19 protein-coding genes are annotated in these 25,406 nt (G+C 45.4%); 7 read left to right on the forward strand and 12 right to left on the reverse strand.

Annotated elements, in window-relative coordinates; translation table 11 throughout:
* Positions 1-94: 94 nt before the first annotated feature.
* Positions 95-1,705, reverse strand: a complete 1,611-nt coding sequence (locus CLV42_RS26265; protein WP_106604908.1) for a M1 family metallopeptidase — start codon at positions 1,703-1,705, stop codon at positions 95-97.
* A gap of 28 nt (positions 1,706-1,733) precedes the next feature.
* The gene (locus CLV42_RS26270; protein WP_106604909.1) at positions 1,734-2,156 is read right to left on the reverse strand and encodes a secondary thiamine-phosphate synthase enzyme YjbQ; all 423 of its coding nucleotides are present in this window, start codon (positions 2,154-2,156) and stop codon (positions 1,734-1,736) included.
* A gap of 126 nt (positions 2,157-2,282) precedes the next feature.
* On the opposite strand from CLV42_RS26270, the gene CLV42_RS26275 reads away from it, so the two are divergent.
* Positions 2,283-3,131 (forward strand): universal stress protein, encoded by an 849-nt coding sequence (locus CLV42_RS26275; protein ID WP_170117656.1) that lies wholly within the window; start codon positions 2,283-2,285, stop codon positions 3,129-3,131.
* 103 nt (positions 3,132-3,234) lie between these two features.
* Positions 3,235-4,452, forward strand: coding sequence for a PAS domain S-box protein (locus tag CLV42_RS26280; protein WP_106604911.1), 1,218 nt, complete (start codon positions 3,235-3,237; stop codon positions 4,450-4,452).
* Positions 4,453-4,534: 82 nt separating this feature from the next.
* On the opposite strand, the gene CLV42_RS26285 is transcribed toward CLV42_RS26280, so the two are convergent.
* The 5 genes from CLV42_RS26285 to CLV42_RS26300 all read right to left on the reverse strand — a co-directional run bounded on the left by CLV42_RS26285 (position 4,535) and on the right by CLV42_RS26300 (position 11,623).
* Positions 4,535-6,214: a RagB/SusD family nutrient uptake outer membrane protein gene (locus CLV42_RS26285; protein WP_245901740.1), complete on the reverse strand. Its 1,680-nt coding sequence runs from the start codon at positions 6,212-6,214 to the stop codon at positions 4,535-4,537.
* A gap of 23 nt (positions 6,215-6,237) precedes the next feature.
* Positions 6,238-9,519 (reverse strand): SusC/RagA family TonB-linked outer membrane protein, encoded by a 3,282-nt coding sequence (locus tag CLV42_RS26290; protein ID WP_106604913.1) that lies wholly within the window; start codon positions 9,517-9,519, stop codon positions 6,238-6,240.
* Positions 9,520-9,542: 23 nt separating this feature from the next.
* Positions 9,543-9,668, reverse strand: coding sequence for a hypothetical protein (locus CLV42_RS34460; protein WP_262510011.1), 126 nt, complete (start codon positions 9,666-9,668; stop codon positions 9,543-9,545).
* A 459-nt stretch (positions 9,669-10,127) separates the two neighbouring features.
* Entirely contained in the window at positions 10,128-10,877 is a 750-nt protein-coding gene (locus CLV42_RS26295) for a metallophosphoesterase family protein (protein WP_106604914.1), read from the reverse strand.
* 2 nt (positions 10,878-10,879) lie between these two features.
* Positions 10,880-11,623: a nucleotidyltransferase gene (locus CLV42_RS26300; protein WP_106604915.1), complete on the reverse strand. Its 744-nt coding sequence runs from the start codon at positions 11,621-11,623 to the stop codon at positions 10,880-10,882.
* A gap of 180 nt (positions 11,624-11,803) precedes the next feature.
* Between CLV42_RS26300 and CLV42_RS26305 the strand changes: the two genes are divergently transcribed.
* Positions 11,804-12,265, forward strand: a complete 462-nt coding sequence (locus CLV42_RS26305) for a hypothetical protein (RefSeq protein ID WP_106604916.1) — start codon at positions 11,804-11,806, stop codon at positions 12,263-12,265.
* An 80-nt stretch (positions 12,266-12,345) separates the two neighbouring features.
* Here CLV42_RS26305 and CLV42_RS26310 read toward each other — a convergent pair whose 3' ends face one another.
* Complete coding sequence (locus tag CLV42_RS26310) at positions 12,346-12,744, reverse strand: hypothetical protein (protein WP_106604917.1); 399 nt, start codon at positions 12,742-12,744, stop codon at positions 12,346-12,348.
* Between the two features lie 187 nt (positions 12,745-12,931).
* Here CLV42_RS26310 and CLV42_RS34210 point away from each other — a divergent pair, with 187 nt between their 5' ends.
* Positions 12,932-13,501 (forward strand): hypothetical protein, encoded by a 570-nt coding sequence (locus tag CLV42_RS34210; protein ID WP_106604918.1) that lies wholly within the window; start codon positions 12,932-12,934, stop codon positions 13,499-13,501.
* A 111-nt stretch (positions 13,502-13,612) separates the two neighbouring features.
* Here the strand turns inward: CLV42_RS34210 and CLV42_RS26320 are convergent, their stop codons facing one another.
* Positions 13,613-13,939, reverse strand: a complete 327-nt coding sequence (locus CLV42_RS26320) for a DUF4870 domain-containing protein (protein WP_106604919.1) — start codon at positions 13,937-13,939, stop codon at positions 13,613-13,615.
* 290 nt (positions 13,940-14,229) lie between these two features.
* On the opposite strand from CLV42_RS26320, the gene CLV42_RS26325 reads away from it, so the two are divergent.
* Positions 14,230-15,957 (forward strand): LuxR C-terminal-related transcriptional regulator, encoded by a 1,728-nt coding sequence (locus CLV42_RS26325; protein ID WP_211303540.1) that lies wholly within the window; start codon positions 14,230-14,232, stop codon positions 15,955-15,957.
* A 30-nt stretch (positions 15,958-15,987) separates the two neighbouring features.
* Here CLV42_RS26325 and CLV42_RS26330 read toward each other — a convergent pair whose 3' ends face one another.
* The 3 genes from CLV42_RS26330 to CLV42_RS26340 all read right to left on the reverse strand — a co-directional run bounded on the left by CLV42_RS26330 (position 15,988) and on the right by CLV42_RS26340 (position 20,324).
* Positions 15,988-16,557 carry a hypothetical protein gene (locus CLV42_RS26330; protein ID WP_106604921.1) on the reverse strand — a complete coding sequence of 190 codons (570 nt, stop codon included), beginning with the start codon at positions 16,555-16,557 and terminating at the stop codon, positions 15,988-15,990.
* Between the two features lie 367 nt (positions 16,558-16,924).
* Positions 16,925-17,812 carry an ATP-grasp domain-containing protein gene (locus tag CLV42_RS26335; RefSeq protein WP_106604922.1) on the reverse strand — a complete coding sequence of 296 codons (888 nt, stop codon included), beginning with the start codon at positions 17,810-17,812 and terminating at the stop codon, positions 16,925-16,927.
* 22 nt (positions 17,813-17,834) lie between these two features.
* Entirely contained in the window at positions 17,835-20,324 is a 2,490-nt protein-coding gene (locus CLV42_RS26340) for a glycoside hydrolase family 95 protein (protein WP_106604923.1), read from the reverse strand.
* 426 nt (positions 20,325-20,750) lie between these two features.
* Here CLV42_RS26340 and CLV42_RS26345 point away from each other — a divergent pair, with 426 nt between their 5' ends.
* Together CLV42_RS26345 and CLV42_RS26350 are read left to right on the forward strand one after the other, a co-directional pair.
* Positions 20,751-24,830, forward strand: a complete 4,080-nt coding sequence (locus CLV42_RS26345; RefSeq protein WP_106604924.1) for a hybrid sensor histidine kinase/response regulator transcription factor — start codon at positions 20,751-20,753, stop codon at positions 24,828-24,830.
* Positions 24,831-24,842: 12 nt separating this feature from the next.
* Positions 24,843-25,406: an SMI1/KNR4 family protein gene (locus CLV42_RS26350; RefSeq protein WP_106604925.1), complete on the forward strand. Its 564-nt coding sequence runs from the start codon at positions 24,843-24,845 to the stop codon at positions 25,404-25,406.

Genomic DNA, 25,406 nt, shown 5'->3' on the forward strand with positions numbered 1-25,406 from the left:
TGAAGCGATTTATGGGTCCGGAATTGATGTGCCAGACAAAGATAATATTTCGCTTCATTGAATCGTCAGGCTTTTTGCGCATATCTCACGCCACCTACATCCCCTTGCCAAATTCGAACAGGAGGTTTATCTGCGGATCAATATGTATCGTATGGTTGGCCTTTATATTGATGACCGTTACCCTGTCTTTGATCTGCACCGTATGTATCTGCGGATCGTCATCGATAGCGTATTCCAGTGGAAAAGTAAACAAATGCTCCTGTTGCTGACTGATCGTAAACAGCCCACCGCCACTGGGGCTGATGGTCAGTTCCGGCATACCCGGCGTATACAACCATTGCTGGAAGAAGTCACCCAGGTCCTGTCTGCTGACCTTTTCCATCACTTGTCTGAAGTCTGTTGTATTGGCATTATGCCCACCATAAGTCGCAAAGTAGCTCCTGATACCTTTCCAGAAAATACTATCCCCCACCTGCCGTCTTAACATATGCAATACCCATCCTCCCTTCTGATAACTATTCGCATTCAGCAACTGCGTATATCCACCCTTTGTCGTGGTATCCACTACAGGGGTATATCTCTTCTTCTCAAAGGCGATCACTTTCTTCCGGTCATCTTTTAATTCAGCCTTCAGGGTATCTTTCCCGTATTTATGTTCCAGATACAGCTGTGTCATATAAGTAGCGAAACCTTCACTCAGCCATACATGTTCCCAGCCTGTTTCTGTGACGGCATCTCCAAACCATTGATGTGCTATCTCATGGGCCATCAATTCCTCGATATACTTAAAGCCTACTGATTCCTCAGAATAAAAGATGGCACTGGCATTTTCCATACCGCCATAAATAGTTTTGGACTGGATATTGGCCAGCTTTTTATATGGAAATGGCCCTATCTGTTGTATGAAAAACCGGAGGATCTCTCCTGCTTTCCCATAGTCGGCAAGCCCCTGTTTTTTATTCTCAGGGAATACATAACTATATACAGGAATACCCTGCACGTCAGCCGAATGATCCACCGCAAAAGCAGCTATACCTATGGCAATAATCTTCGTCGGCAGTGGCGCCTTTTCTGTATACCGGGTCCTTTTCTGATGATCCGCCATCAATACTTCCTGTGTTTTCAGTCCGTTAGCCACCACAGTATATTTGTCGGGTGTGATGATGTCAAAGTCTACGGCCGCTTTATCGGAAGGATGATCTATACAGGGTAACCAGTGGTGTGCACGGTCAGGCCAGTTATCTGTGAAGAAGGTACGTTTCCCGAATTTATTCCTGGAAATGATCAGGCCATCCCGGGGAACGCCTGCATATTCGATCCGGTAGGTATGCGTTTCGTCCTTACCAGCACTCACAGTCAGATAAACGGCCGCACTGTCCTGACGGAAAGGGACGTTCTTAACACTGTTTGGCGCTCCCGGTTTTCCCCCATTAGCAGCTGTATGGCCTACGGCGGATCTTTCCGTTACCTTTAGCACCGTCATACCGGTATCAGCTATCTCCGGCCCTACCAGGTCAAGACGGAGCTCCCCTACGCTATTTAGAAAGCGTACAGTGATTTCCGCGGTACCTGATATCTTATCGGTATTGTCGCGCACCGTCAGGGAAATGCCGTAGTGCTGCACATCTACGGACTGGCGCTGGCCAAAAGTGTTGAAATACATTCCCAGTAACAGTGACGGGAGTACAATCAGTTTTTTAAACATACGGTATAGTATCAGTTTTCCAGGATTATTATTCTCCCCAGGCGGTGATAACCAGCTTTCTGCTGCCGCCGTGGTTACGGTGTTCGCACAAATAGATGCCCTGCCAGGTACCCAGTGCCAGATTGCCGTTCCGGATGGGGATCATCACAGAACTGCCCAGCATCGCCGCTTTCAGATGTGCAGGCATATCGTCGGGGCCTTCATCGTCATGTTGATAGTCAGGGTCATTCTCCGGCACCACCTTGCTGAAATACATCTCAAAGTCCTTCCTGACGGTCGGGTCTGCATTCTCATTGATGGTAAGAGACGCCGATGTATGCTGGATAAAGACCTGGCACATACCGGTCCTGATCTCCCTTAACTGCGGCATAGCCTGTGCCACCTCCCCCGTGATCAGATGAAACCCTCTCCTCCTTTCATGGAGCTGCAATAATTCCTGGAATATCTTCATTTCATTCAGTTTAAGCGCAATAACACCTGTTCTAACACACTTTTCATGCCTGCCCGTAAATGGTATATTTTTTTCAGATTTAGGCAGGACAAACTTAACTTAGTAAAAGAGAAAAATGAAATCGTTATGAAAACATTACTGATTCCCGTTGATTTCTCCTCTACCTCGGATAATGCGGTCGATTTTGCGATAGAATGGAGCAAAGCTTACGGTTATGAACGCATTATCCTGCTCAAGACCTTTTACGACACTGTTTTTGATCATATCGTAGTTTCTGCTGAATATGCCCCCGTCAGTCCTCATTACATGGCCAGGGAACGGCAGGAAGCTACTGCACAAATGGACAATCTCTCCCAGCATATTATTACCCAAACGAACAAGCGCGTGCAGGTCGTCTCCATGGTCAGCGAAGCCCCCCTGCTGAGGGCCATATTGGAAGTGATCAGGGATGAATCACCCGAAATGATCGTATTGGGCAGTGATAGCTTTAAGTATTCCAGTGGCAGCTTTATTGCCGGCAACCTGATCCCGATCGCCAAGGCCAGTCCCGTAAGAGTATTGATTGTACCGGCAGCTTACTCATATCAGCCGGTAGAAAACATCCTGGTGCCCTGCGACTACAAAACGCTGGACTCCCTCCATAAACTGCAGAACCTACAGATCCCTCCCCAGTGGGATGATAGTAAACTGCTGGTCCTGAATGTGGACGCAAAGGAAAGATACCTCAATCCGGACGAACAGCTGAAAGAAGCAGAACAGCATGTACATGAGCGCCTGCGGGATTACAAACATGAGATCTGTTACAGCAGTGACAAAAACATCATCAACGGCATCCTGAGTTATACAGAGAAACATAAGATCCAGCTCATTATCTCATTACCTGGCAAGCACAGCTTTCTGTACTACCTGACACATAAAAGCATTTCTGACGCTATCTGCCGCAATGCCCGGGAACCAGTCATGATACTCAAATAAAAATCGTTTTTCCGGGTACTTCTCCTCAAAAAACACCCATTATGCCAATAAATAATATGTATAATAAATTAATTTATTATTTTGGGTGGAATAGTCTCACATCATGCCAATCAGGAAAACGCCATCTGCTTTCAGGGCACCCTCCCTTGGAGTATTGTTAATGGGAAAGGAAGATGAGTTTTCCTTCGAGCACCGGGTATTTAATCTGACCGGCGCCATCACCCTGATAATCCTGTCTGCTTTCCTTGTCATTGATCTGCTTATCGACGCAAATGAATCTACCCTGCTCCTGGTGGGGCTGATGATCATACAGGTTGTCTATTATATCCTGTCCCGCAAAATGCGGAAATACCGGTCTATTATCGTCAGTTATGTCATTGTGGTATATACCGGTCTCAGTGCCAATTATTTCTTCAACGCCGGAATTGATGGCCCTACCCTACTATTGTTCTTCACCACCCTCCAGCTGGCGTTGAATATCTCCCACAGGGAAAAATATATTTTATGGCTGATATTAAGTCTCATCATTCCAGGCAGCCTGCTGGCGGTTGAATTGTATCTCCCTGGACTGATAAGCGGTTATTATAAAGACCCGACTGAAAAGATCATCGACCGTTTCGGTTGTTATGTGCTGTCCACCATCTATATTTTCTTTGCCACTTCCAGTTTCAAAAGGCATATCACCTCCCAGCAGGAACGTGAAAAGAAAAGAGCTGCCGACATTCTCGAATACGGTATCCGGCTGCGCGCCTTCTTCGAAAGCCTGACTGACAACTTTGTGCTGCTGGACAAAAACATGAAGGTGCTTTACTTCAACAAAGCGGCATTGGAGCTCACCACGACCCTCTATGACAGACAGATCGAAGAGAACCTGAACATAGATCTGTTCGTACACGACGCCAATAAAGAGTCTTTTTACTATTGTTTTGATACCGCATTAAACGGTACCGCTATTGCCAGGGAATTCCGGCGGGTATACGCCACTAAGGAGACCTGGTGGCTGAGCACCTTCAACCCCGCAAGGAATGAGAACGGTGATATCATCGGTGTAACCCTGATCATGAAAGACATCACCGACGCTTATCTCTATAAACTCAAAATTGAACGTAAGAACGAACTGCTGGAAAAGATCGCTCATATACAGTCGCATGAACTACGCGGTCCGCTCACTTCCGTACAGAGTCTTCTCGAGCTCATAAAGGAAGAATATTGCGATATGGACCTGATATATACACAGAAGCTCGAAGAGGGCTTAAACAGGCTGGATGAGAAAATAAAGGAGATCGTTACGCTGTCTTCAGTAAACAAGGAGGACTTGTAAAAAGCGGCTCTCCACATTATAAGCAAAAGGCCGTCCCGCCGAAGCACGGACAGCCTTTTTTGTAAAAACCCGAACCTTATTTTTAGAAGTTGGGATTCTTTATTGGCGCACTGCCTTCACCCGGTGGATTCAGGCCTGCTTCATCTGCCGGCACATCCCAGTAATCCATGAAATTATAGTTGATGGTGACGTTCGTATTCACTACGCTCGCGGAAGTCAGGAAGGTATTGCCATAACTACCTCCGCCATTGCTGATATCATATGTCCATCCCCATCTCCTGTTATCATAGAAAGATAAACCTCTGAACACCAATGCCGCTCTCCTTTCCATTACCAGCTCTTTTAACGCAGCTGCTTTTGTGAGCCCTGTACCTGCTACGGCGGCAATGCCGGCGCCCATATATGTCCTTACCGCATCTACATAAGCAAGTCCGGCGTCAATATTACCCAGACGGATATTCGCTTCTGCCAGCATCAGTGCATTTTCTTCATAGCTGGGGCCGATGAACAGCTCATAATTGCCTGTCGATTTGGAGCCGTATACATATACACCATTGGCGCCTGCGCCTCCATCTATGATACTATAGCGGGTGCCGAAAGAAAGATCATCCAGGTATTTGGTAGCAGTGTTGAAGTTGTTGGCCAGCCGCTTGTCGCCTGCTTTCAGGTTCTGTACAAAGCGCTCGCTCAGCCTGAATGTAATAGCTGTGTTTACACCGGTTGCCAGCGCTGCTACCGTACCACCATCCGCAGTAAAGAAACTGTTTGCCGCAGCACTTCTTCCCGTAAATACGTAGTCACTGGCTCTGATACCGTTGGTAGCGAGGGTCAGTACCTCATTCCAATCGGCCGTTGTCATTACATCTGTGGAAGCCTTTGTTATCACAGCATCCGGGTTGCCGTTCACAAATGGCGCCAGCTTATTCACAAGCAGGTTCCTCGCCAGCATGGTATTGATGTTCCTGAGCCACATATCAGCCGTCAGCACACCTCCCTTACCTACCTGGCAGAAAGCGGGGATCAGTTGTCCCAATACGGCGGCATAGTCACCTGAATTGGAAATACCGGTCGACAATAAATCTGCCGCCATATGCAGATACTTGTTGGACGCCGCGATCACCGAATCTTTTACGACATACCTGTTACTACTTGCACCGTCCCGGTCAACAAGCAGACCGGAATAATACATCGAACCGATAGACGCATATGCATAACCCTTCCACCAGTAACACCAGGCCTTGATAGTATTGCTCTTTGTCTTTGCATCCCCGGAAAAAGTGATGTTGTCAACAATACCCAGCACTTTATTGCATGCGCCGTTCAGGGCATACATATTCAGCCACTGGTAGTATAGCGGATTATACCCCGAGCCCGTCTGCGCACGTGTGTTATTAGCCCTCAGCTGACTGACATTGGAAATATTTGTGTTCACCCGGGAATTATTGTCCAGTATAAAATACGCAGGTATACTGATCGTACTCACCAGCTGATTGGATGCCTGTGCGCCTACAACATCTGCCAGCAGCTCACTATAACCATAAGGCAATGAAAAATAGCTGTCGCCCAGCCAGACATCCCCTTTCTGAAAGCCGTTTATATACACCGCTCCGATAGCCAGCGCGATGATGCCCGACTCATTATTCACGTTCTCATTTACCGTAGGCAGGTTGGGATTACCCACATTGAGCTCTTTTTTACAGGCGAAGATGCTGCATAAGAAGAGTATTCCTAAAAGCCCTGAAACATATTTATTGCTGATCATAATTTTCTCTTTTTTTGTAAACATTAGAATCCGACATTTAAGCCTACTGCATAAGATTTAAGATTGGGTATAGTACTGTTGTCTATGCCCCTGTCAAACGAAGAGTTTACAGCGCCGGAACTTACCTCCGGATCCATACCCGTATAGTGTGTAACCGTCAGGATATTCCTGCCCGTCAGCACCAGTTGCAGTTTATTGAAGTACTTTATCTTCATCACTTTTGTAAAGTCAAATCCTACAGAGATATTACGTAGTCTCAGGAAAGATGCATCTTCATAGAAATAATCCTTGGTAGCATTGTTACCCGGGCCATACAGACTTCCCCAGGAAGAACTGTAAGCACTACCATAATAAGCCGTATATGCAGCAGTAACGCCGTTAATCGTAACAGGCTTCGAAAAGTCGCCATGAATACCATCTCTGTACATCCACTCCTTTGTCTGATTGTACAGGTGACTACCATATATCCAGTCAAACTGGAAAGAGAATGTCAGGAAATCCTTGATACCAAATGCACTGATAAAGGAAGCATTGAACTTCGGATTAGGATCACCCAGTGGGTATGCTTCGGATGAGAATTGAATACTCCTGGTAGCTGTATCTACAAGACGTCCATTCACCAACTGATACTTTCCGGCATCCTGTTCCGAGATATATTTTGTTCCGTTCTTGCTAACTGCGTCTACACTGGTCAATGCCTTATAACCATAGATCTGTCCGATCTTTTGTCCCGGAGTCAATACCAGTGCCGTACTACCTGCAGCAGAAGTCAGAATGATGTCTGCCCCGCCATTGATCCCGTCGATCTTAGATGTCTGGTGACTGAAGTTGGTCGTAAAGTCCCAGTTGAAGTTCTTACTACGATACAGCGGGAGGTTCAGCTGGAACTGATAACCTCTGGAAGACATATTGATGGCATTGTTCAGAATGCCTGTAGCACCGGAAGACAGTGGAGCACTTACGGTATAAATCACATTTTCACTCTTCCGTTTCCAATAAGTAAAAGATGCGTTCACTGTGTTCAGCCATTTGCCGTTGGCCGCATTGAACGTTAAGTCAGTACCCGCTTCAAACTCTTTGGATACTTCTACCTGCAGATGAGGGTTCTGTCCTGTAACCGGTACAGAATATACCACGTCTGAACCGACAGTGTTCTGATCCAGCGTAGGGTACCTGTCAAAAGGGCCAGGCTGTATACCCGCTTCGCCATATGCAGCCCTCAGTTTAAAGTAGGGTATTCTGTCTTCCAGCTTATCAGCCCAGAAGTTAAAGGAAGAAGGGAGTATATAACCATTTATATTCGGGAAGGTGAAAGGAGAAGCACCACTTCCGAAAGCAGAAGACCAGTCGCTTCTGAAGCCACCACCTATACCGCCGTAATCACCGAAATCGATCTTCTGGTTGATCAGATAACCATAGGTAATAAAGGATTCCTCATAGTTACCGGTAGTCTTGGTAGTAGTAGAATAAGGCGCTACAAACAACTGTTTGGCAGTAGATATATTCACTGGCGGAGAAAGCGGTAAACCCAGTCCATATACATCTTCCTCCTTGTACTTATTCTTCCTGTAATCGTACGAGATCTGTGTAGTGGTCTGGATAGGCAGGTTGATATTAAAGTCCTTCTCAAAGTCGGTCCTGATATAAGCGCTTCCGAGGAAGTTCTGGAAGGTGGTATTATAGTTCCAGTTGTCTATCTCTCCGGTAGCATCATTGGCAAACTGGAATGCCCATGAATCATAGTACATGGTATTGGCATTCTTTGTCTGGTTCAGGTAGGTCCAGGTTGCTTTTTCCGTTCTGTAGTTAATGCCGTATTTCGCATCCAATTCCAGGAAATGATTCACCTGGTAGTTGGCGTTAAAGCTTTGTACGATATCTACCTTGTTATCCAGCCCACTCGCATACTGCTTTACGAAGTAGGGATTGAAGGCATTGATACTTAAAAAATCGGCCGTCTGAAAAGCGGGCGAATTACCATCTGCCATTTTAGAGGTCAGGTCAAAGAAAGGTGAAGTATTCAGGAAACTATAGATATTGTCATTTTTACCCGCTGTATTCCCTTTACCATACAGATAACCGCCAGCACCTCCTAAGCCAGGCACGGTAGTATTCTTTGTGTAGATCACCTGTGTGATGGAGCGCAGTTTGAATCCTTTGAACAACTCTGTTCCCAGGTTGGCAGTCAGATTGGAACGGTCTACATAGCCATTCTTCATTACAGGGCTTACCGTATGATTATTGGCAACGCCGAGAGAGAAGTCTGATTTATCGGAGCCACCGGAAATGCTGATGTTATTATTCCAGGATGTTCCTGTCTGGAATACCTGCTTAAAATGATCATAATATTTCAGATTGGCATTATATGGTTTGTTGGCAATATTTCTCGGATCTAATATGCCGTATCGGGTAGCGCCGCCGTAGGTATAGGATATCCCTTCAATACCGCCCACATCGGTGTATTTTAGGATATTTCCGGACGCATCAACAATGTTATTATTACCATCAGTTAAATAAGGATGCAGGCGTGCTTTTTCAACATGTCCGCTGTTGATATAACTGTTCGCTGCATAATTGGTAGAATAGGTAACAGCAATAGGACCACGTTTTCCTTTTTTAGTAAAGATCTGCATTACACCATTGGCGCCCTGCGCTCCGTAGATGGAAGCGGAAGCCGCACCCTGTACCACTTCTATCCTTTCCACATTACTCAGGTCAAGCGAGTTGAGGTCTGTGGCGGACACCTGCACACCATCCAGCATGATCAGGGGTTTGGTGCCATTCTGCACAGTATTGACACCTCTTAACAGGATGTTGACCGGATCACCGGGATTACCACTCACAGAAGAGATCTGTGCGCCGGGTATCTTACCGATGAGCGCCTGGTCAATACTGGTAGAAGGACCGCTCACCAGTTTCTCTGCTGTAACAGATTCTACTGAGATTCCCAGTTTACGTTTACTCGTAGCAGTACCTACCCCGGTAATGACTACTTCTGACAGTATCTTTTTGTCCACCCCAAGCGTCACGTTAAGCACAGGACCATCTACAGTTACCTGTTTGCTTTCATACCCAATGGCTGTAAATATTAATGTGCGGCCCTTTTCAACCCTGATCGCAAACGCGCCATTGGCATCTGTTACAGTCCCTCCACTACCTTTTATTTTGACACTTGTACCGGGAAGCGGCGCACCCGAATCGTCAGATACCGTCCCCTTAATTGCAATGGAGATCTGAGCCTGAAGAGTGCTGACATAGGCATGGCATAGCAATACCAACAGGCATAATAGCATTTTCTTTCTCATAGATGTGATTTAAATATTACTGTTTAACCGAGTAACATGTTTGCACTGGGAAGCCGGGCTGTAGGCACAATACTGTCCACCACCGCGCCATAAGGCGCGGCATCATATAACAAGGCCTGTATGTACTGTGGTTGTTCAGTACATAACATTCCCTTTAGATAATTCGCTTATCTTTTAAATTCCCGCAACGAAAAAATAAATAGGTTAAGTGGCAATAGTTAAACTGCACGGCCACTTTTAAAGCAACTGTTCACCACAAAAGTCAAATCTAAAATCGGGCATAGTACCTGGGTTTTCCAAGCTAGTGTATCATCACCACAATAAAGTTCTGGTCGTAAAATGATTTAGATTCTGGTTGACATTCTTATCATGATAAAGATATCATCCTTTTGCTAGATTTCACAACTTTTTAGGCAGAAAAAGAGAAAAAAAGTAATATTTGATTTATTATAATATAGCTACTCCAAGTGATACTATCTCACTAACACTGTTATACTTATGCGGTAATTTCTGTTTATTTCCCCTTAAAAACAGATTGGCGGCAGCATCGCTAAATATGCAATGTTGCCGCCAATCGAGTATTTCACCTGGCAATCCAAAATATCTCCTCATATTTCTACAATGTGAAACGGGAACTCATACCCCGCCTTCATCAATACCGGTTTGGCTACATTAAATACCTTCACACCTCCTGTCAGCGTTCCTTCCAGTGTGCCCATATGCGCATGTCCATGGAACACGGCGGCTACCTGCCGGCGGACCAATGGCTCTGCAAGCCTGGAAGAGCCCAGGAAAGGATAGATAGGCTCCGGCTCCCCTTTCACGGTATCCAACATCGGTGAATAATGCATAATGGCTACCTTTTTCAGATGATCATGCTGCTGATCTATCCTCGCCAGCGCCCGGTCCAGGTGTAAGGCTTCGTTCACTGCTTCCTGTACAAATGCTTTCATGGCATCTTCCCCGAACATAGACAACATGTAGTTATCAAATCCACCTCCAAAGCCTTTTACACCAGCAAATCCCACGTTCCCTATTACAACTGCTTCTCCATCCAGCACATGTACATGCTCGCTCTGTACTGTCTGCCTGATCAGTTTTTGCCTGCCCTTTTCATGATCATGATTGCCGAGAACCACCACGACAGGAATAGTGCAGGACTTCAACTCATCGCATAAGATCTTCGCCTCGCTTTCATCACCGGTATTTGTCAGATCGCCACAGATGAGCAATACATCTGCCCTGCGGGATACCTCCTTGAAATACTCCGTCCACTTATTCTTATCTGTGTCCGTTACATGGATATCGGCAACAGCAGCGATGCGCATCTTTTTGTTTTCAGTGTTTTCAGCATCCATTATCAAACCGTTTTTATGGTCATTCCTTTATAATGCCAGTCGGTAATATCGACTGCATATTGTGTCTGATCTATCAATGGTCCCCTGCATACTTTCTCCTGTGAAGGGGGCAATTCATATTGTTGCTGCGCCCGTTGCATCAGTTCGTCAAACAGCCAGCGGGGAATGATCTCCGTATAGTCGGCCGGGTAAACGAACTGGAATATCAGCAATTGCGCCAGCAACAGATGCCAGTGAGGATCACAGCGACGCAGCAGCCGTTCCCAGTTGAGCTGTTTGCCGTACCGCAACATGACATGATTAACATCTGCCCCGTCAAACCGTTCCCTGTTCTGTATAAAGACCTTGGCCCAGATCAGTTCCTCCGGCGCTATCAGTCTTACGGGCAATCCCATAAAGATAGCCTCTACCGAATGCTGGTACCAGCTCTCATCGACCAGGCAGATATTATTCGTGCTGTTGAAAATAATATCTATATAATACTCGCCCTTAAAGACCTTCGCCAGCCAGCGTACATCCGTCAGCACAATTTCATATCCATGGGATTCAAACAGCTTCATTAGCCCTACGTATTGTGTGGGCGTACAGAATATATCCAGGTCTTTGGTGTCGCGGAAAAGGCCTGTGTAATGGAATAAAGCAAACCCTCCTCCCAGCATAAAGTCATTCCCGCTCTCCACCAGGATGGATAATGCTTCACGGTAAAAAGAATGCGCTTCGCGCGTTTGTTCATCAGTCATCATCATACCCTTATATAACCTAAAAACTGTGCCGTTGCAGCTTCAGACCAGCCTTATCAGACAGGAGTCATACTATTTGCCAGACTTATCATGCAGGGCCGGGATACATTTCATGTGAATAATTGCCAATTGCTGTGAAGATTTTGCCCCATTCACTATATTTGAGACAAATCCTTAATTTAATCCATGAAATATCTTCCGTTTATTGCCATTGCAATGTCATTGCTATCCTGTAGCCAGCAACAAGAGGCATCTTCCGCAGCTACTTCCACCTCGCCCTTAACAGGTACCTGGAAACTGCTTAGTGCAAAGTCTATTCAAGGTAAGGATACGACAATCACGGCGCCTGTTGCAGGACAGGAAACCATCAAAATATTCAACGACAGCTATTTTGCTTTCTTTACACATGACCTGAACCATGGTGCCGATTCAACGGCCACATATGGTTCCGGCAGTGGTACCTATACACTGGTGAAAGATGTGTACAGCGAACACCTGGAATACTGCAGTTACAGGGGCTGGGAAAACAAAGACTTCTCCTTCGTTATGCAGGTTTCAAAGGATACGATCACCCAGAGTGGTATCGAAAAAATCGATAGCCTGAATATCAATCACGAGATCGTGGAAACATATGTAAGGATCCGTTAGGACCAAAACAAAACAGGCTGTCCGGGATGGATAGCCTGTTTTCATTTCAGCCACCATTAAAGCGGCGCTGGTTAATCTTGTCAGGAGTTTACAGCGCGCGTAGCACTAGTGATCGGTTTACGTATTTCCATGCGAAAGAAAGAGATATAGTTCAACCCGGCGGCTATAAAAACCAACCCGATAACTTTTGCTTTCAGCACACAAACACAGTATATACCAAACAGTGCGAGTATGAGCCCCATGCTGGCTACTCTTAAATTTGTCAGTTCAACATTTTTGTCGGAGAAACGGATTGTCTTTTTCGGAAAACGGAAGCGCTTAGTGAAATCTGTCTTGTAAGTCAGGATGATATTGATAACAGAGCAGCAGGTGATCAAACCGGCTACCAGTAATGCCTGTACCATTGTAAAGTCAATAAAAAATACTGCAGCCTGAGACAGGAGTACGATAGCGAGGGCAATGTACAGATAGATCTTCATCGAATGGTGTTGGTTAATGGACGAAGCTACATATATATTCTGAAAAACAAAATGTCCGTCCTGCAACACGAGGAAACATTCTATATTTGCGCGATCTGCACTCTCATTTGAATTGCAGTATACTGCTATCCTTCATGCATACATGAGACAGCATTTAACACAAACATGCAAACAGCGATAAAATTTAATGGGACGGAAAAGTAGAACCAAAAGACAGCGGGTTATTCAACAGACTCAACCAGCTTCTCTGGCATTGAAGATCGTTACTTACCTCTGCCTTTTAATTGGAATTTCTTCTCTTTGGGCAATTTCAGAATTTTCTCATATTGATAATACAAGGAATGGAGTTGTTTTTTTCTTCCTTTTTGCCTTTTTAGGATTAATACTTAGTATCCTCTTCTATATTTTAATCTACAAGACGGTGCCCGATTTTAAGAAAGACCGGAAAGTAAATAAGCAATGGTCAAATCTCTTTGCTTTAGGACTGGGGTTCTTTTTTTTGACACCAGGAATTGCATCTTATATAAATAGATCTTATGGGATTGACCAGGAAAAATGTAGTTACAATACAATAATTCGAAGAAGCAGTTCCGGCGGGCGATATCCTGAATATTATTTATTCGTGCTTATTGACAATTACGAAGAAAGACTAACTGTATTTAAATCTTATTGGGGTAGCGTTAAGGAAGGATATGCTGTACGGATTTGCCTGCAGAAAGGCATATTGGGCTTCGAATACATTAAAATTAAACCTTAAGGACCTGACAATGCAGCCAGAGCCGGTCATTCCCGACCGGCTCTTTGATTTATTACTGTATATGATAGTTAGAGGGGTTAACTACAATGAGTGCCAGACCTGCTGCCTCAGTTATAGGTTAAACTTCCCCTCCACAAACTTACCTATCAAAGGTATAGGGCGCTGTGCCTCGTTGGACGCTGTTATTATTCCCATCAGCATCAATATAAACGGGCACAGCGAAATAATATAGAACAGGGCGGCTAATGCAGGCAGTATTACCAACAGTATACCACTCACAATACTTAGCGCTATAGAAAAAATAATAATCCCTATTGCTTGCGTAAGGTGATATTTCACCAGCGGACTTTTATCGTCGGACTTACGATATGACAGATAGGCAACTACCCATCCGATAATAGTGATATAGGCAACTATGGCCGTCATGCGGTTTGTCATGATATGATGTTTTTTGTACGATGCAAACCTAATCAGTGTCGTAGGGATAACCATAAAAACAGCGGCTACAATGAGGCTACATAAACAAACGGCAGCGTCTACAAAGCGTCTACGAAAAAAGATAACTTATATGATTTTCAATCAATTAATATTTCACCTCTTTTTTAACTCTGATTCTTTTCCCTATTTTTGAAGGGATGTTACGAAATATCATAACCATATCATTATTATCCTGCCTGCCCACGCTTACGTTTGGCCAACAACGATATAGGGACTCTCTTGAACAAAAGTTGTCAAAGGCCAATTTGTCAGGTTACGACAAAGTGATCGTTCAATGTAAGCTGGCAAGAGCATATTTTGAAACAGACCTTGATAAGGCCATCGCGTTCACAAACGATGCCGCTAATGCATCCGGAGCGGATGCGAAAGCCTGGCTCTATGCAACAAGGATACACCTGCTTGTACAAAAAAAGAATAAACCAGCAGCATACGCCGCACTCGATAGTGCCCTTCTGTATGTAAACCAGGCAAAAGATCCGCTGGCGAAAGGTATGGTATGGCTCAGGAATGGATGGTTGGATATTATTGATAACGAAAATGACCTTGCTGCGTCCAAATTATTGAAGGCGGCTGGTTTCTTTCAGACACCTGCCGGAGCACCCTATGCAGCGCTTGCCTATCACTATCTTGCCAGCATTTATAGTTACGGGACAGATACCGCGAGACAGGGGAATTATGCGAAAGAATGCTACGCAAAGGCCATGAAGAGCGGCGAACCGGATATATTGAACACTGCTTACTATACCATGGGGCAGTATTTCTATGACTGCTATAAACTAAACGCCCGGAAACAATTACTTGATTCAGCATTATCTTACTATAACAAATCAATAGCACTTAGCGACCGAGAGAGAGACCGGATAATATTACGAAGCAATACGGCCGCCGTGGCGCTGAATACTGCCAATATTTATTTCCAGCATTACCCCTCGTCTTTCCGTGACAGTGTATACCATTATCTGGAGATAGCCGAGCGAATTGCTACAGCAACCCGGCTAACGGAAATACTGATCAATTGCTATGGAATGCGTAGCGAATATGCTCTCCGGAATAACAAGGTAGATGAAGCAGAGCAGCTGCTACTGACTGCACTCAGCGAGGCAGCTGCTTCCCCCGTAAAAATGCCGCTCACACAATCCCGGATATATCGTGCACTGGTAAGAGTAGCAGAACAGAAAAATGACGCAAGACTTGCCTTGTCATACATGAAAAGCTATGTATCCAGTAATGAGGAAGCATTTAACCAGGAAAAAATTAACAATGCCCAAAAGATCGATGCACGATACCGCGCGGCACAACAAGCGCAGAAAATTGCCTTGCTGGAACAGGAAGCATCCTTCCGGGAAAAACGTAACCTGCTGTATATTGGCCTGGGAGCAGCAGGAATTGCTGCATTATCTTTCCTGCTGATCTCTTATAACTATAAACTAAAAGCCTCCATGCGGAAACAGGAGCTGATAGATAAAGAAAAAGACCAGGTCATTCTGAAAGTGAAACTGCAGGAAGCAGAAACCAATCAGCTGCTGGCCGAACAAGCCCTGTTACGCGAAAGGCAGCAGCGCCTGGAAAAGGAATTGCTGGCCGAACAATTGCAGAAGGAGAGCACGAACCAGATCATGGAAATACTGGCGGACAAACACACAAGTGGTAATGAAGAGATCAAAAAGCTTATCAAACGTCAGCAACAACTGGATGAAGAATATGAAGACCACAAAACTGATTTTGTGGAGGTTCATTCCGGCTTCTTCGAACAGCTGCAGCAACGCGCCAGCAATTCCCTTACAAGACTTGACATGAAATACTGCTCCTATATACTGATGGGTCTATCAAACAAAGAGATTTCAACCCGGCTTAATATAGAAGCTAAAAGTATCAGGATGGCCAGATACAGGATCAAACAGAAATTAGGTCTTGGAAAGGAAGACAGCCTCGATAATTTCATCAAAACTTTAAGCTAGGCAGACAAAGAACCCCTCTCAAAATTCCGTTTACAACACCTTCTCTTCGAATGTCTGGTTCCCCGGCAGGTCTTCCGCCATCGCCCGGACCTTGCCTCCGCTATAGGCAGGATTGTCATTTCGGGTCGTATAAAGCCATTCTATGCCACTTCTGCCCTGTAAGGCGTTCCCCTCTTCAACCAGGACTCCCGAAGCCGTATAAATGCCTACAACGACCTGGTATACCCGGAAGTCGTCGGTAGCACGGACCCGGATTGCCTGCCCCGCTTGTCCCGTGTATTCATCTGTTTTAAGTTCATGGATCTCCGGGGCGTTGTAAAAGTCCCGTATTGCCAGGTTATTAGCATTCTGACCCGGTTTGGCAACAGCCATGTAGGCGGCTACCATATCAGGATCGGCCTTCACCACAGCGGCATACTCAGTTGCATCAGTAAACCTGGATTGTACATCCAGCTGTTTGGGGGAGAATTTATAGCGTTTCCCCTTTTTGGTCTTGGCTTTACCCAGGATGACCTGTCCTGCTCTTTGCGTTACAGTAAGCTGTTTCCCAATAGTACCGGATACCTGGGCTAACAGGAGATTGTTTTTAGCTCTTGCCATAATTGGTTTTCAGGTGTTAACAGTATTAGAATAGTTGCTATAGCAATATAATAATACTGGTTGACTTCGGCAAATATTCTTTTATAACAGGCTCTTTTACCGCTTTGATACCTATATCTCCATATCGCTACATCGTCATCTGGATATCACTTTAGGCTCATATGTATATCGATTCGATATAGAAATGTCGGTGAAATGATATGGAAATGACGGTGAAGCGATATGGAAGAATAGGGAATACATCGAACAAAAAAGGGTTTAAAAGCGATTTTCAGCCCTTCTTTACCCCTTGACTACCGGTCACATCAAAAGCAAAGGGGCAGGCTGTATAATCACAACCTGCCCCTGAAAATGAATAATGTCCAGATCAGCTGACAGCCATCGTCTTTTCTTCCAATGCTCCCAGGTAGTTCTCAAAGCTCTTTTCTTCAAACGTGGTATAGAGCAAAGGTTCTATCAGTTCCAGCTCCATTAAAGCCAGCTTTCCATCTACCATCACCCCGTCTACACGGGTATACAACGCATCTGCTGCAAAACGGCGCACCAGGGCCGTTGCTTCTCTAATAATGGCAGCATCAGGTTGAACGCCATTGATAGTAGCCCCATACTGCGGTTGTACACGGAAATCGCCTTCCTTGGGCTTTTTCACGATCGCATGACTGAAACGTCCGCCGAAAAAGACAAGCGACCACTCACCTGCATGGATCTCCTTTAAGAAAGGCTGGGCAATAAAGGCTTCCTGCCGCAGTAATTCATTCAGGGGATGTGTTGGTAATGTCGGGTCGCCTTCCACTAATGTGAAGGTATTCTTGGAACCGCCGCTCACGCAAGGTTTCACGATAATCTTGTCGGTTCCAAGACGGGTGAATAAGGTCGAAAGTGCTGTTGGCGTATCCTTTTCCAGAAAAATGGAAGGAATGATATTAAATCCTGCTTCACTGATCTCTTGCAGATAATGTTTGTCAGCATTCCACAGTACCATCTTCACCGGGTTCAGTAAGCGCACACCCAATGCTGACAGTTTATGCAGCCATGTCCTGAACTCCTCCAGCCTGTTATGATAATCATAAGGCGATTTCAGGATGACGAGGCCGTAAGAAGACCAGTCAGCCTGCGGATCTTTCCAATCCTTTGCTTCCGCTGTCCAGCCACGGGCATTAAGGTTTTCCAGCAATTTCTTGTCTTCGTTCCTTGCCATATCAAACAGGTTGGCAGGGTCTTCACATATCAGCGCTATTCTCTTATTATCTGGCATAGTCGTTTATTTCTGCGTTACGTTATTCTGCTCCCTGTAATGTATATACGCCGCCGGCGCTTGTTTTCAGGGCATATGGATAACCGGCGGCTGGATCTTTCGGTTTCATCGGCGCCAGTTGTGCATTACTGGTTGCTTTCAGGCGATGTTTTGATACGAGATAACAGGTACCTGCTCTTGTTGCATGTACTGTTACACTGGTGATCTTTCCTTCTTTCCAGCTCATATCGATGGTATGGCCATCGAAGGCCAACAAGCCTTTTACCCGGCCGCTGGACCAGCTATCAGGAAGAGCGGGCAGCAAATGTATAGCATTTGATTGTCCGTTGAGCAACATTTGTGCAATGCCGGAAGTGCCTCCGAAATTACCATCTATCTGGAACGGTGGATGCGCACAAAACAGGTTGGCATAAGTACCGCCCGCATCATGCATATCAATGGAACCTTTACCTGTAAGGGTCAGCAGCTCTCGCAATAATTTATACGCATGATTACCATCTTCCAATCTCGCCCAGGTATTGATCTTCCAGGCCTTGCTCCAACCGGTGCCACCATCACCCCTGATCTCCAGTGTACGTTTGGCGGCATTGGCCAGTTCGGGTGTTGCTGAAGGAGAGATCTGATCGCCGGGGAACAGGCCATATAAATGTGAAATATGACGATGCTCTACCTCAGCAGAAGGCCAGTCTTTATACCATTCCTGCAGACTGCCATCTTTCCCGATCTTAAACGGATACAGACGGTCGGCAGTAACCTGTAAAGAATCACGCAGTGCATTGTCCACCTGTAATACTTCACCTGCTTTGATCACATTATTAAACAACTCACGTATGATAGTCATATCCATCGTACTGGCAACAGCTACCGCTTCATGCGTGCCATTCTCCAACACGAACATGTTCTCTGGTGAAGTAGCCGGCGCAGTAACCAGGTATCCGGAAGCAGGATCTTTTACCAGCCAGTCCAGGCTGAAAAGTGCGGCCGATTTCATGATAGGATATGCAGTATCTCTCAGGAATTGCACATCGCCTGTATAGCGATAGTGCTGCCACAGGAACTGGCATAACCAGTTACCTCCCATCATCCAGTTGGCCCACTGCGGATCTCCTTTGCCTATATCTCCTACGGGATTGGAGATGGCCCATATGTCTGTATTGTGATGTGCCACCCATCCACGGGTATTATAGAAATTGCCGGCAGTATGCTGACCAGTTACAGAGAGTTCTTTCAACAACTGGTACAAGGGCCGCTGCATTTCCATCAGGTTACACACTTCCGCCGGCCAATAGTTCATCTCTGTATTGATGTTGATAGTATAATTCGAGCTCCAGGGTGCACGTAATTCTTTATTCCAGATGCCCTGCAGATTAGCAGGAGCAGCCTTTGTACGCGAACTGGAGATCAGCAGATAACGGCCAAACTGGAAATAAAGGCTTTCCAGTGTTGCATCTTTCCCTCCTGCTGTATAACGTCGCAGTCTTTCATCTGTAGGCAATGTGCTCTGATCAGCGCCATCCAGTTGCAGAGACACGCGGTTAAAGAAAGTATGATAATCCTGCTCATGACGTTTCAGCAGATTGTCGTAAGACAATGCCGCTGCTTTTTTTAGATATCCGTCCACCAACGTTTTTTCATCTACACCTTCGCTGTCCGGACATTTATTATAACCGTTAAAACTTGTAGCAGCTGTTAGCAGTAAGGTAACTTCCGTTGCATGCTTTACGGTGATGCCGGAAGTATCTGTTGTAATGCTGCCATCGGGACTAATAGCACGCATACGCAGTTCATAGCGCATACCATTACAGCTGCCCGGAGCATCATATTTAATGGGCTCTTTGTTATAGTTTACATAATTGGGATCAGCTTGAGAAGGCGCTTTACCTCTCATCGCTATTTCTTTTTTACCTGTCACTACATTACTATATCTCAGTTGGCTGGAAGTAGATGCAGTAAAGTTTAACTGTCCTTTTTTATTTGCTTTAAGACGTATCACGATCACCTGGTCGGGTGCAGAGATAAACATCTCACGTGTGTAAGTAACACCGCTACTGGTGAAACGGGTAACAGCCTTTGCATCTGCAATATCCAGATCGCGGTAATACTGGCTTACAGCGGCGTCTTTCAGTTCTTGCCGGATGCGTACATCTCCCAGTGGCAAGAAGGACTGGGAATAGGCACCCTGCATCTTCCGTAAGAGACTATCCGCCTGATGGTATTTTTCCTGGAACAAGGCTGCTCTCACCGCAGGCAGGTACTTAGCTGCATCCGGATTGATGTTGTTGTTAACAGGTCCGCCGGACCATAAAGTAGCTTCATTGAGCTGAATGAGTTCTTCACTGGTACCACCAAATACCATCGCTCCCAGTCTGCCATTACCCAATGGTAAAGCCTGTGACCATTCAATAGCTGGTTCTTTATACCAGAGTTTCAGCTTGTTAACCGGCTGCTGTGCCCGTAAATGCCCTGCTCCTGCAGAAAGCAACAATAGAAAAATAAGACCTGTTCTGTTCATAGACGTGAAAAAATAAAATAATTGTCGAATAAACAAGTTCAGCTTTTTTACAAGGAAATGCAAACGATTGCGAAAAAAAGCGGACAAACCTTTGGTTATCACTTACAGGGGCATTACATTTGTTGTGTAAATCATATATTACCGGGATAAGACGTAAGTTACCTCCAGCACAAGTGAATGAATGAAACATCCCGGCTGATGGCTGATCGGCGAGTATAATGCTCATATCATCCTGAGAAAATTTCATCAGATAACAATAAAAAAGTATTATAAGCAATATGCTAAACTTTTTATGGACCTGAGTACCATAACGTGGAATTTTAGCACAAAGGTCGAATTCTTTCGACCTTTCTTTTTTTATTTACCTGAGAGATTCTATATTGTAGAGCAGACATTTAAAATTATATATCCGCGTTAATTACACAAGTGGAGAAAAAGCTATTTATTCTATTCTTGCTGGTATTCCTACCTGCTTTACTCAAGGGACAAACAAGCTCGTCGCAATACCAGTTGAGCAGGATAGATATTACCCAGGGACTTTCTGCTAACCAGGTCAATTGCATCCTGAAGGATAATCGTGGGTTCATGTGGTTTGGCACCATGTCGGGCCTGAACCGCTACGATGGCTATAACTTCAAGGTATTCCGCCAGGCCCTCAGCGATTCCACTACTCTTTCCGACAACTTTATCACCAGCCTCATGGAAGGCCCGGAAGGCCTGTTATGGATCACAAACCGTAATGGCCAGAACATCTACTATCCTGATAAAGGCAACTTCCAAAGAGACATCCGGCCTGTACTCAGGCAGTACGGTATTCCAGGCGACTCTGTTGGTCAGATCATGAAAGACAAGGCAGGGATGTACTGGTTTGTGATGCCGAAGAATGGCTTATTCAGGTATGCACCTGCTGCTCATACATCAACTAAGATCAGCTTTAAAGCAACAGAGAATGCGCCCGTTGTATCCATTGCAGAAGACCCTGCCGGCAACATCTGGATACTGCATGCAGACGGACTGCTGCAAAGAATGGACAGCCGCAGTCTTGCAATTGTTTACCAGGTACAGATGCCCGAACAGAATGGCAGCAGCAAACAGCAGGACTACCAGATGATGGCCGACAAAGACGGAGATCTCTGGATTTTCAGCAATACGGATGTACTGGGTATTTATTATTACAATCAACACAATGCCACCTTCACACATTATAACCAGAATACCGGCACGGTAAGGCTCAACACGAATATTGTAAGAGGTGTGGTACAAGATAACCAGGGACTGATCTGGATAGGCACAGATCATGGCGGATTGAATATCATCGACAAACAAAAACAATCTATACAGTACCTCCTTAACAATAGTGAAAATCCTAAGAGTCTGAGTCAAAATAGTATCAACGCCCTGTACCGTGATAACTCCGGTATTATATGGATCGGTACTTATAAGAAAGGCATCTGCTATTACCACGAAAATATTGTTAAGTTCCCTTTATACCAGCACCAGGTATTTGCAGCCAATAGTCTTCCTTATGATGACGTAAACCGTTTTGCAGAAGATGCAAAGGGCAACCTCTGGATCGGTACCAATGGCGGTGGATTGATCTACTTTGACCGCCAGCATAATACATTCAAACAGTACCTGCATGAAGCAGGTAATCCCAATACACCCAGCGGTAATGTGATTGTGAGCCTCTGGATAGACCGTGCGCAGAAATTGTGGATCGGCTCTTATTTCGGTGGACTGGATTGTTTTGACGGCAGCCGTTTTATCCACTATAAAAACGACCCTGCAGATCCCAATAGCCTCAGTGATAACAGCGTCTGGGAAATCTTTGAAGATAGTCAGCAGCGCCTATGGGTAGGTACATTAGGCGGAGGCTTGAACATACTTGACAGGGCTACCGGTAAGTTCCAGCGCTTTACCAACGGCGTGTCTCTGCGATCGCCTTATATAGCGGCCATAATGGAAGACAGGACCGGCAATATCTGGATAGGTACTTCGGATGGTATGGATGTCATGAACAAAGCGGGTAAGTTCACACACTACGGTACCATCGACAAACAACCGGATGGCCTGAGCAACAAGAACGTCATCTGTATGTTCGAAGATAGCCGCGGACTGATATGGGTAGGTACACACGAAGGATTGAACCTGTATGATCCTGCAACGAAAAAGATACGCATACTGCGAAAGGAAGATGGTTTGCCAGACAACATTGTGCTGAACATCCTGGAAGATAAGAACAAAACACTGTGGATGAGTACCTCCAATGGTATATCCAATCTCAGTATACAGGAGAAATCCGGAGGATATATCTTTCACTTCAAAAACTATGATGAATCTGACGGATTACAGGGAAGAGAGTTCAATGAAAATGCCGCTTTAGAGACCAGCAAAGGAGAACTGATCTTCGGAGGTGGTAATGGTTTCAATCTCTTTTATCCGCATTCCATTGCTATTAATCGGAGTATACCTCCCATCGTCTTCACCGACTTCCAGATCTTCAATAAAAGTATGACGCCCGGAGAAACCATCAATGGACGTATATTGTTGCAACAATCTATCACACAGACAAAAAAGATCACTTTAAAATACAGGGAGAATGTATTCTCCATTTCCTTTGCGGCATTGAATTACTTCCATCCGGAGAAGAATCAGTATGCCTATATGCTGGAAGGATTCAACAATGAATGGCTCACTGCAGATGGCAGTCTCCGTAAAGCGACTTATACCAACCTGGACCCCGGAGAATATACCTTCCGGGTGAAGGCATCCAACAATGACGGCGTATGGACGCCTGCTCCCGTGGAGTTACATATCACCATACTTCCTCCTTTCTGGAGAACACCGCTGGCATTTATACTGTATGTACTGCTCATTATAGGCGCCCTGATACTGGCAAGAAGGATTGTATTGGAAAGGGAAAGACTGCGTGCCCGTATTGAGCAGGAGAAACAGGAAGCACAGCGCATACATGAACTGGATGCATTAAAGATCCGCTTCTTCACCAACGTCAGCCATGAGTTCAGGACACCACTGAGCCTCATCATCACGCCGCTGGAAAAGATCCTGGGCAAGGGCCTGGAGAATAATTTGCAGCAGCAGCTGGTACTGATACAACGTAATGCCCGCCGCCTGCTCAATCTCGTTAATCAGCTGCTTGATTTCCGCAAGATGGAGGTACAGGAGATCAAGCTATACACCAGCGAAGGAGATATTGTTGCATTTATAAAAGAGCTGACCACTTCTTTCTCTGACCTGTCGGAAAAGAAACAGATACACCTGGACTTTCATAGCAGCATCAAAGAGCTACACATGTTATATGATCCGGATAAGATAGAAAAGATCATCTTTAACCTGTTAAGCAATGCGTTTAAGTTCACACCGGAACAGGGGAATATCTCTGTGGATGTTCAACTGCAACATGGGTCGGTGTTGGCTATTATGGTGAAGGATACTGGTATCGGCATTCCTCAGGAACAGCAGGAGCGGATCTTTGAAAGGTTCTTCCAGCATGACATTCCTGGCTCTATGGTGAATCAGGGCAGTGGTATTGGTCTGAGTATCACACGTGAGTTTGTGAAGCTGCATGGCGGTAGCATCTCTGTTGATAGTGCGCCTGGTATGGGTAGCTGCTTTACCATCCTGCTGCCTGTACAGGGTATATCCGGCAAGCCTGTTACCACGGCGCCGGAAAAAACAGCGATCATGTCTGCGGCGCCTGTCAGGGAGACAGTTCCTGTGACATATACCGGCAAGAAACCGGTTTTATTACTGATAGAGGATAGTGAAGATTTCAGATTCTATCTAAAGGACAACCTGAGTGTCCACTTTCATATCATCGATGCACCTAATGGACAGATAGGATGGAACATCCTGCAACAAACAGTTCCTAACCTGGTGGTCAGCGATGTGAATATGCCGGAGATGGATGGCCTGGAGCTTTGTCGCAGGATACGACAGCAGCAACGCCTGGCGCATTTACCGGTCATTCTGCTTACCGCACGTGCCTCAGAAGAAGATCAGCTGGAAGCGCTGGATAATGGGGCTACAGACTATATCACCAAACCATTCAACTATGAGGTATTGTTGTCGCGCATCCGTAATATCATTACACAGCAGGCATCACTGAAGAAAACCTTCCAGCAACATATTGATGCACATCCGGAAGAAATAGCTATCTCTTCACAGGATGAGCTATTCATCCAACAGGCCTTGCAGATTGTTGAAAAGAATATATCCAACCCGGATTTCTCTGTAGAAGAACTAAGCAGGGAACTGCATATGAGCCGGGTATCTGCGTATAAGAAACTGTTATCCCTTACGGGGAAACCGCCGCTTGAATTCATACGTTCCATCCGCCTGAAAAGGGCGGCTCAATTACTGGGTAAAAGTCAATTGACGGTGGCTGAGGTAGCATATGAGGTAGGATTCAATAATCCTAAGTATTTTGCAAAGTATTTCAAACTGGAATACGGCGTGTTACCATCCGCTTATAAGAACACTTAAAAACTGATCGCTATGCAGGCATTTCTTAACAAACTGGACAGTCATCTGGCAGGTAAAAGAGCTGCTTATTATGCTACGTTACAACCGGGACTTTCAACAGAAGCAATAACAGCCCTTGAAAAGAAATTTAATGTAACGATTCCTGCAGACCTTCGTGCATTATACCAATGGAAGAACGGGCAGCGTGATGATTCTTATGAGGCATTTGTCAATAATTCCATGTTCCTGTCGCTGGAGCATGCCTTATCCACAGCCGAGGAGCATACATCCATGATAGGCACTGACTTCGAGCTGGAGAACTGGTGGCATCCTGCATGGATACCCATCTTTGATAATGGTGGTGGCGACTGTATTTGTTATGATACTGCGGGTGTATTTACCGGCATCCGGGGACAGATCATTGAGTTCTGGCATGCGGACAATGACAGGAACACTATCGCACCAGATCTTACCAGCTTTATTACTTCCCTTAATCACCTGTATGATACGACTGCTGCGGAAGACTTCGATGAATACTTCGAAGTAAAAGCGCCTGAGGGATATCCTAAGGGCAATTATGCAGGAGAAGCGGAATGA

Source organism: Chitinophaga ginsengisoli (assembly GCF_003014595.1).
Classification (GTDB): domain Bacteria; phylum Bacteroidota; class Bacteroidia; order Chitinophagales; family Chitinophagaceae; genus Chitinophaga; species Chitinophaga ginsengisoli.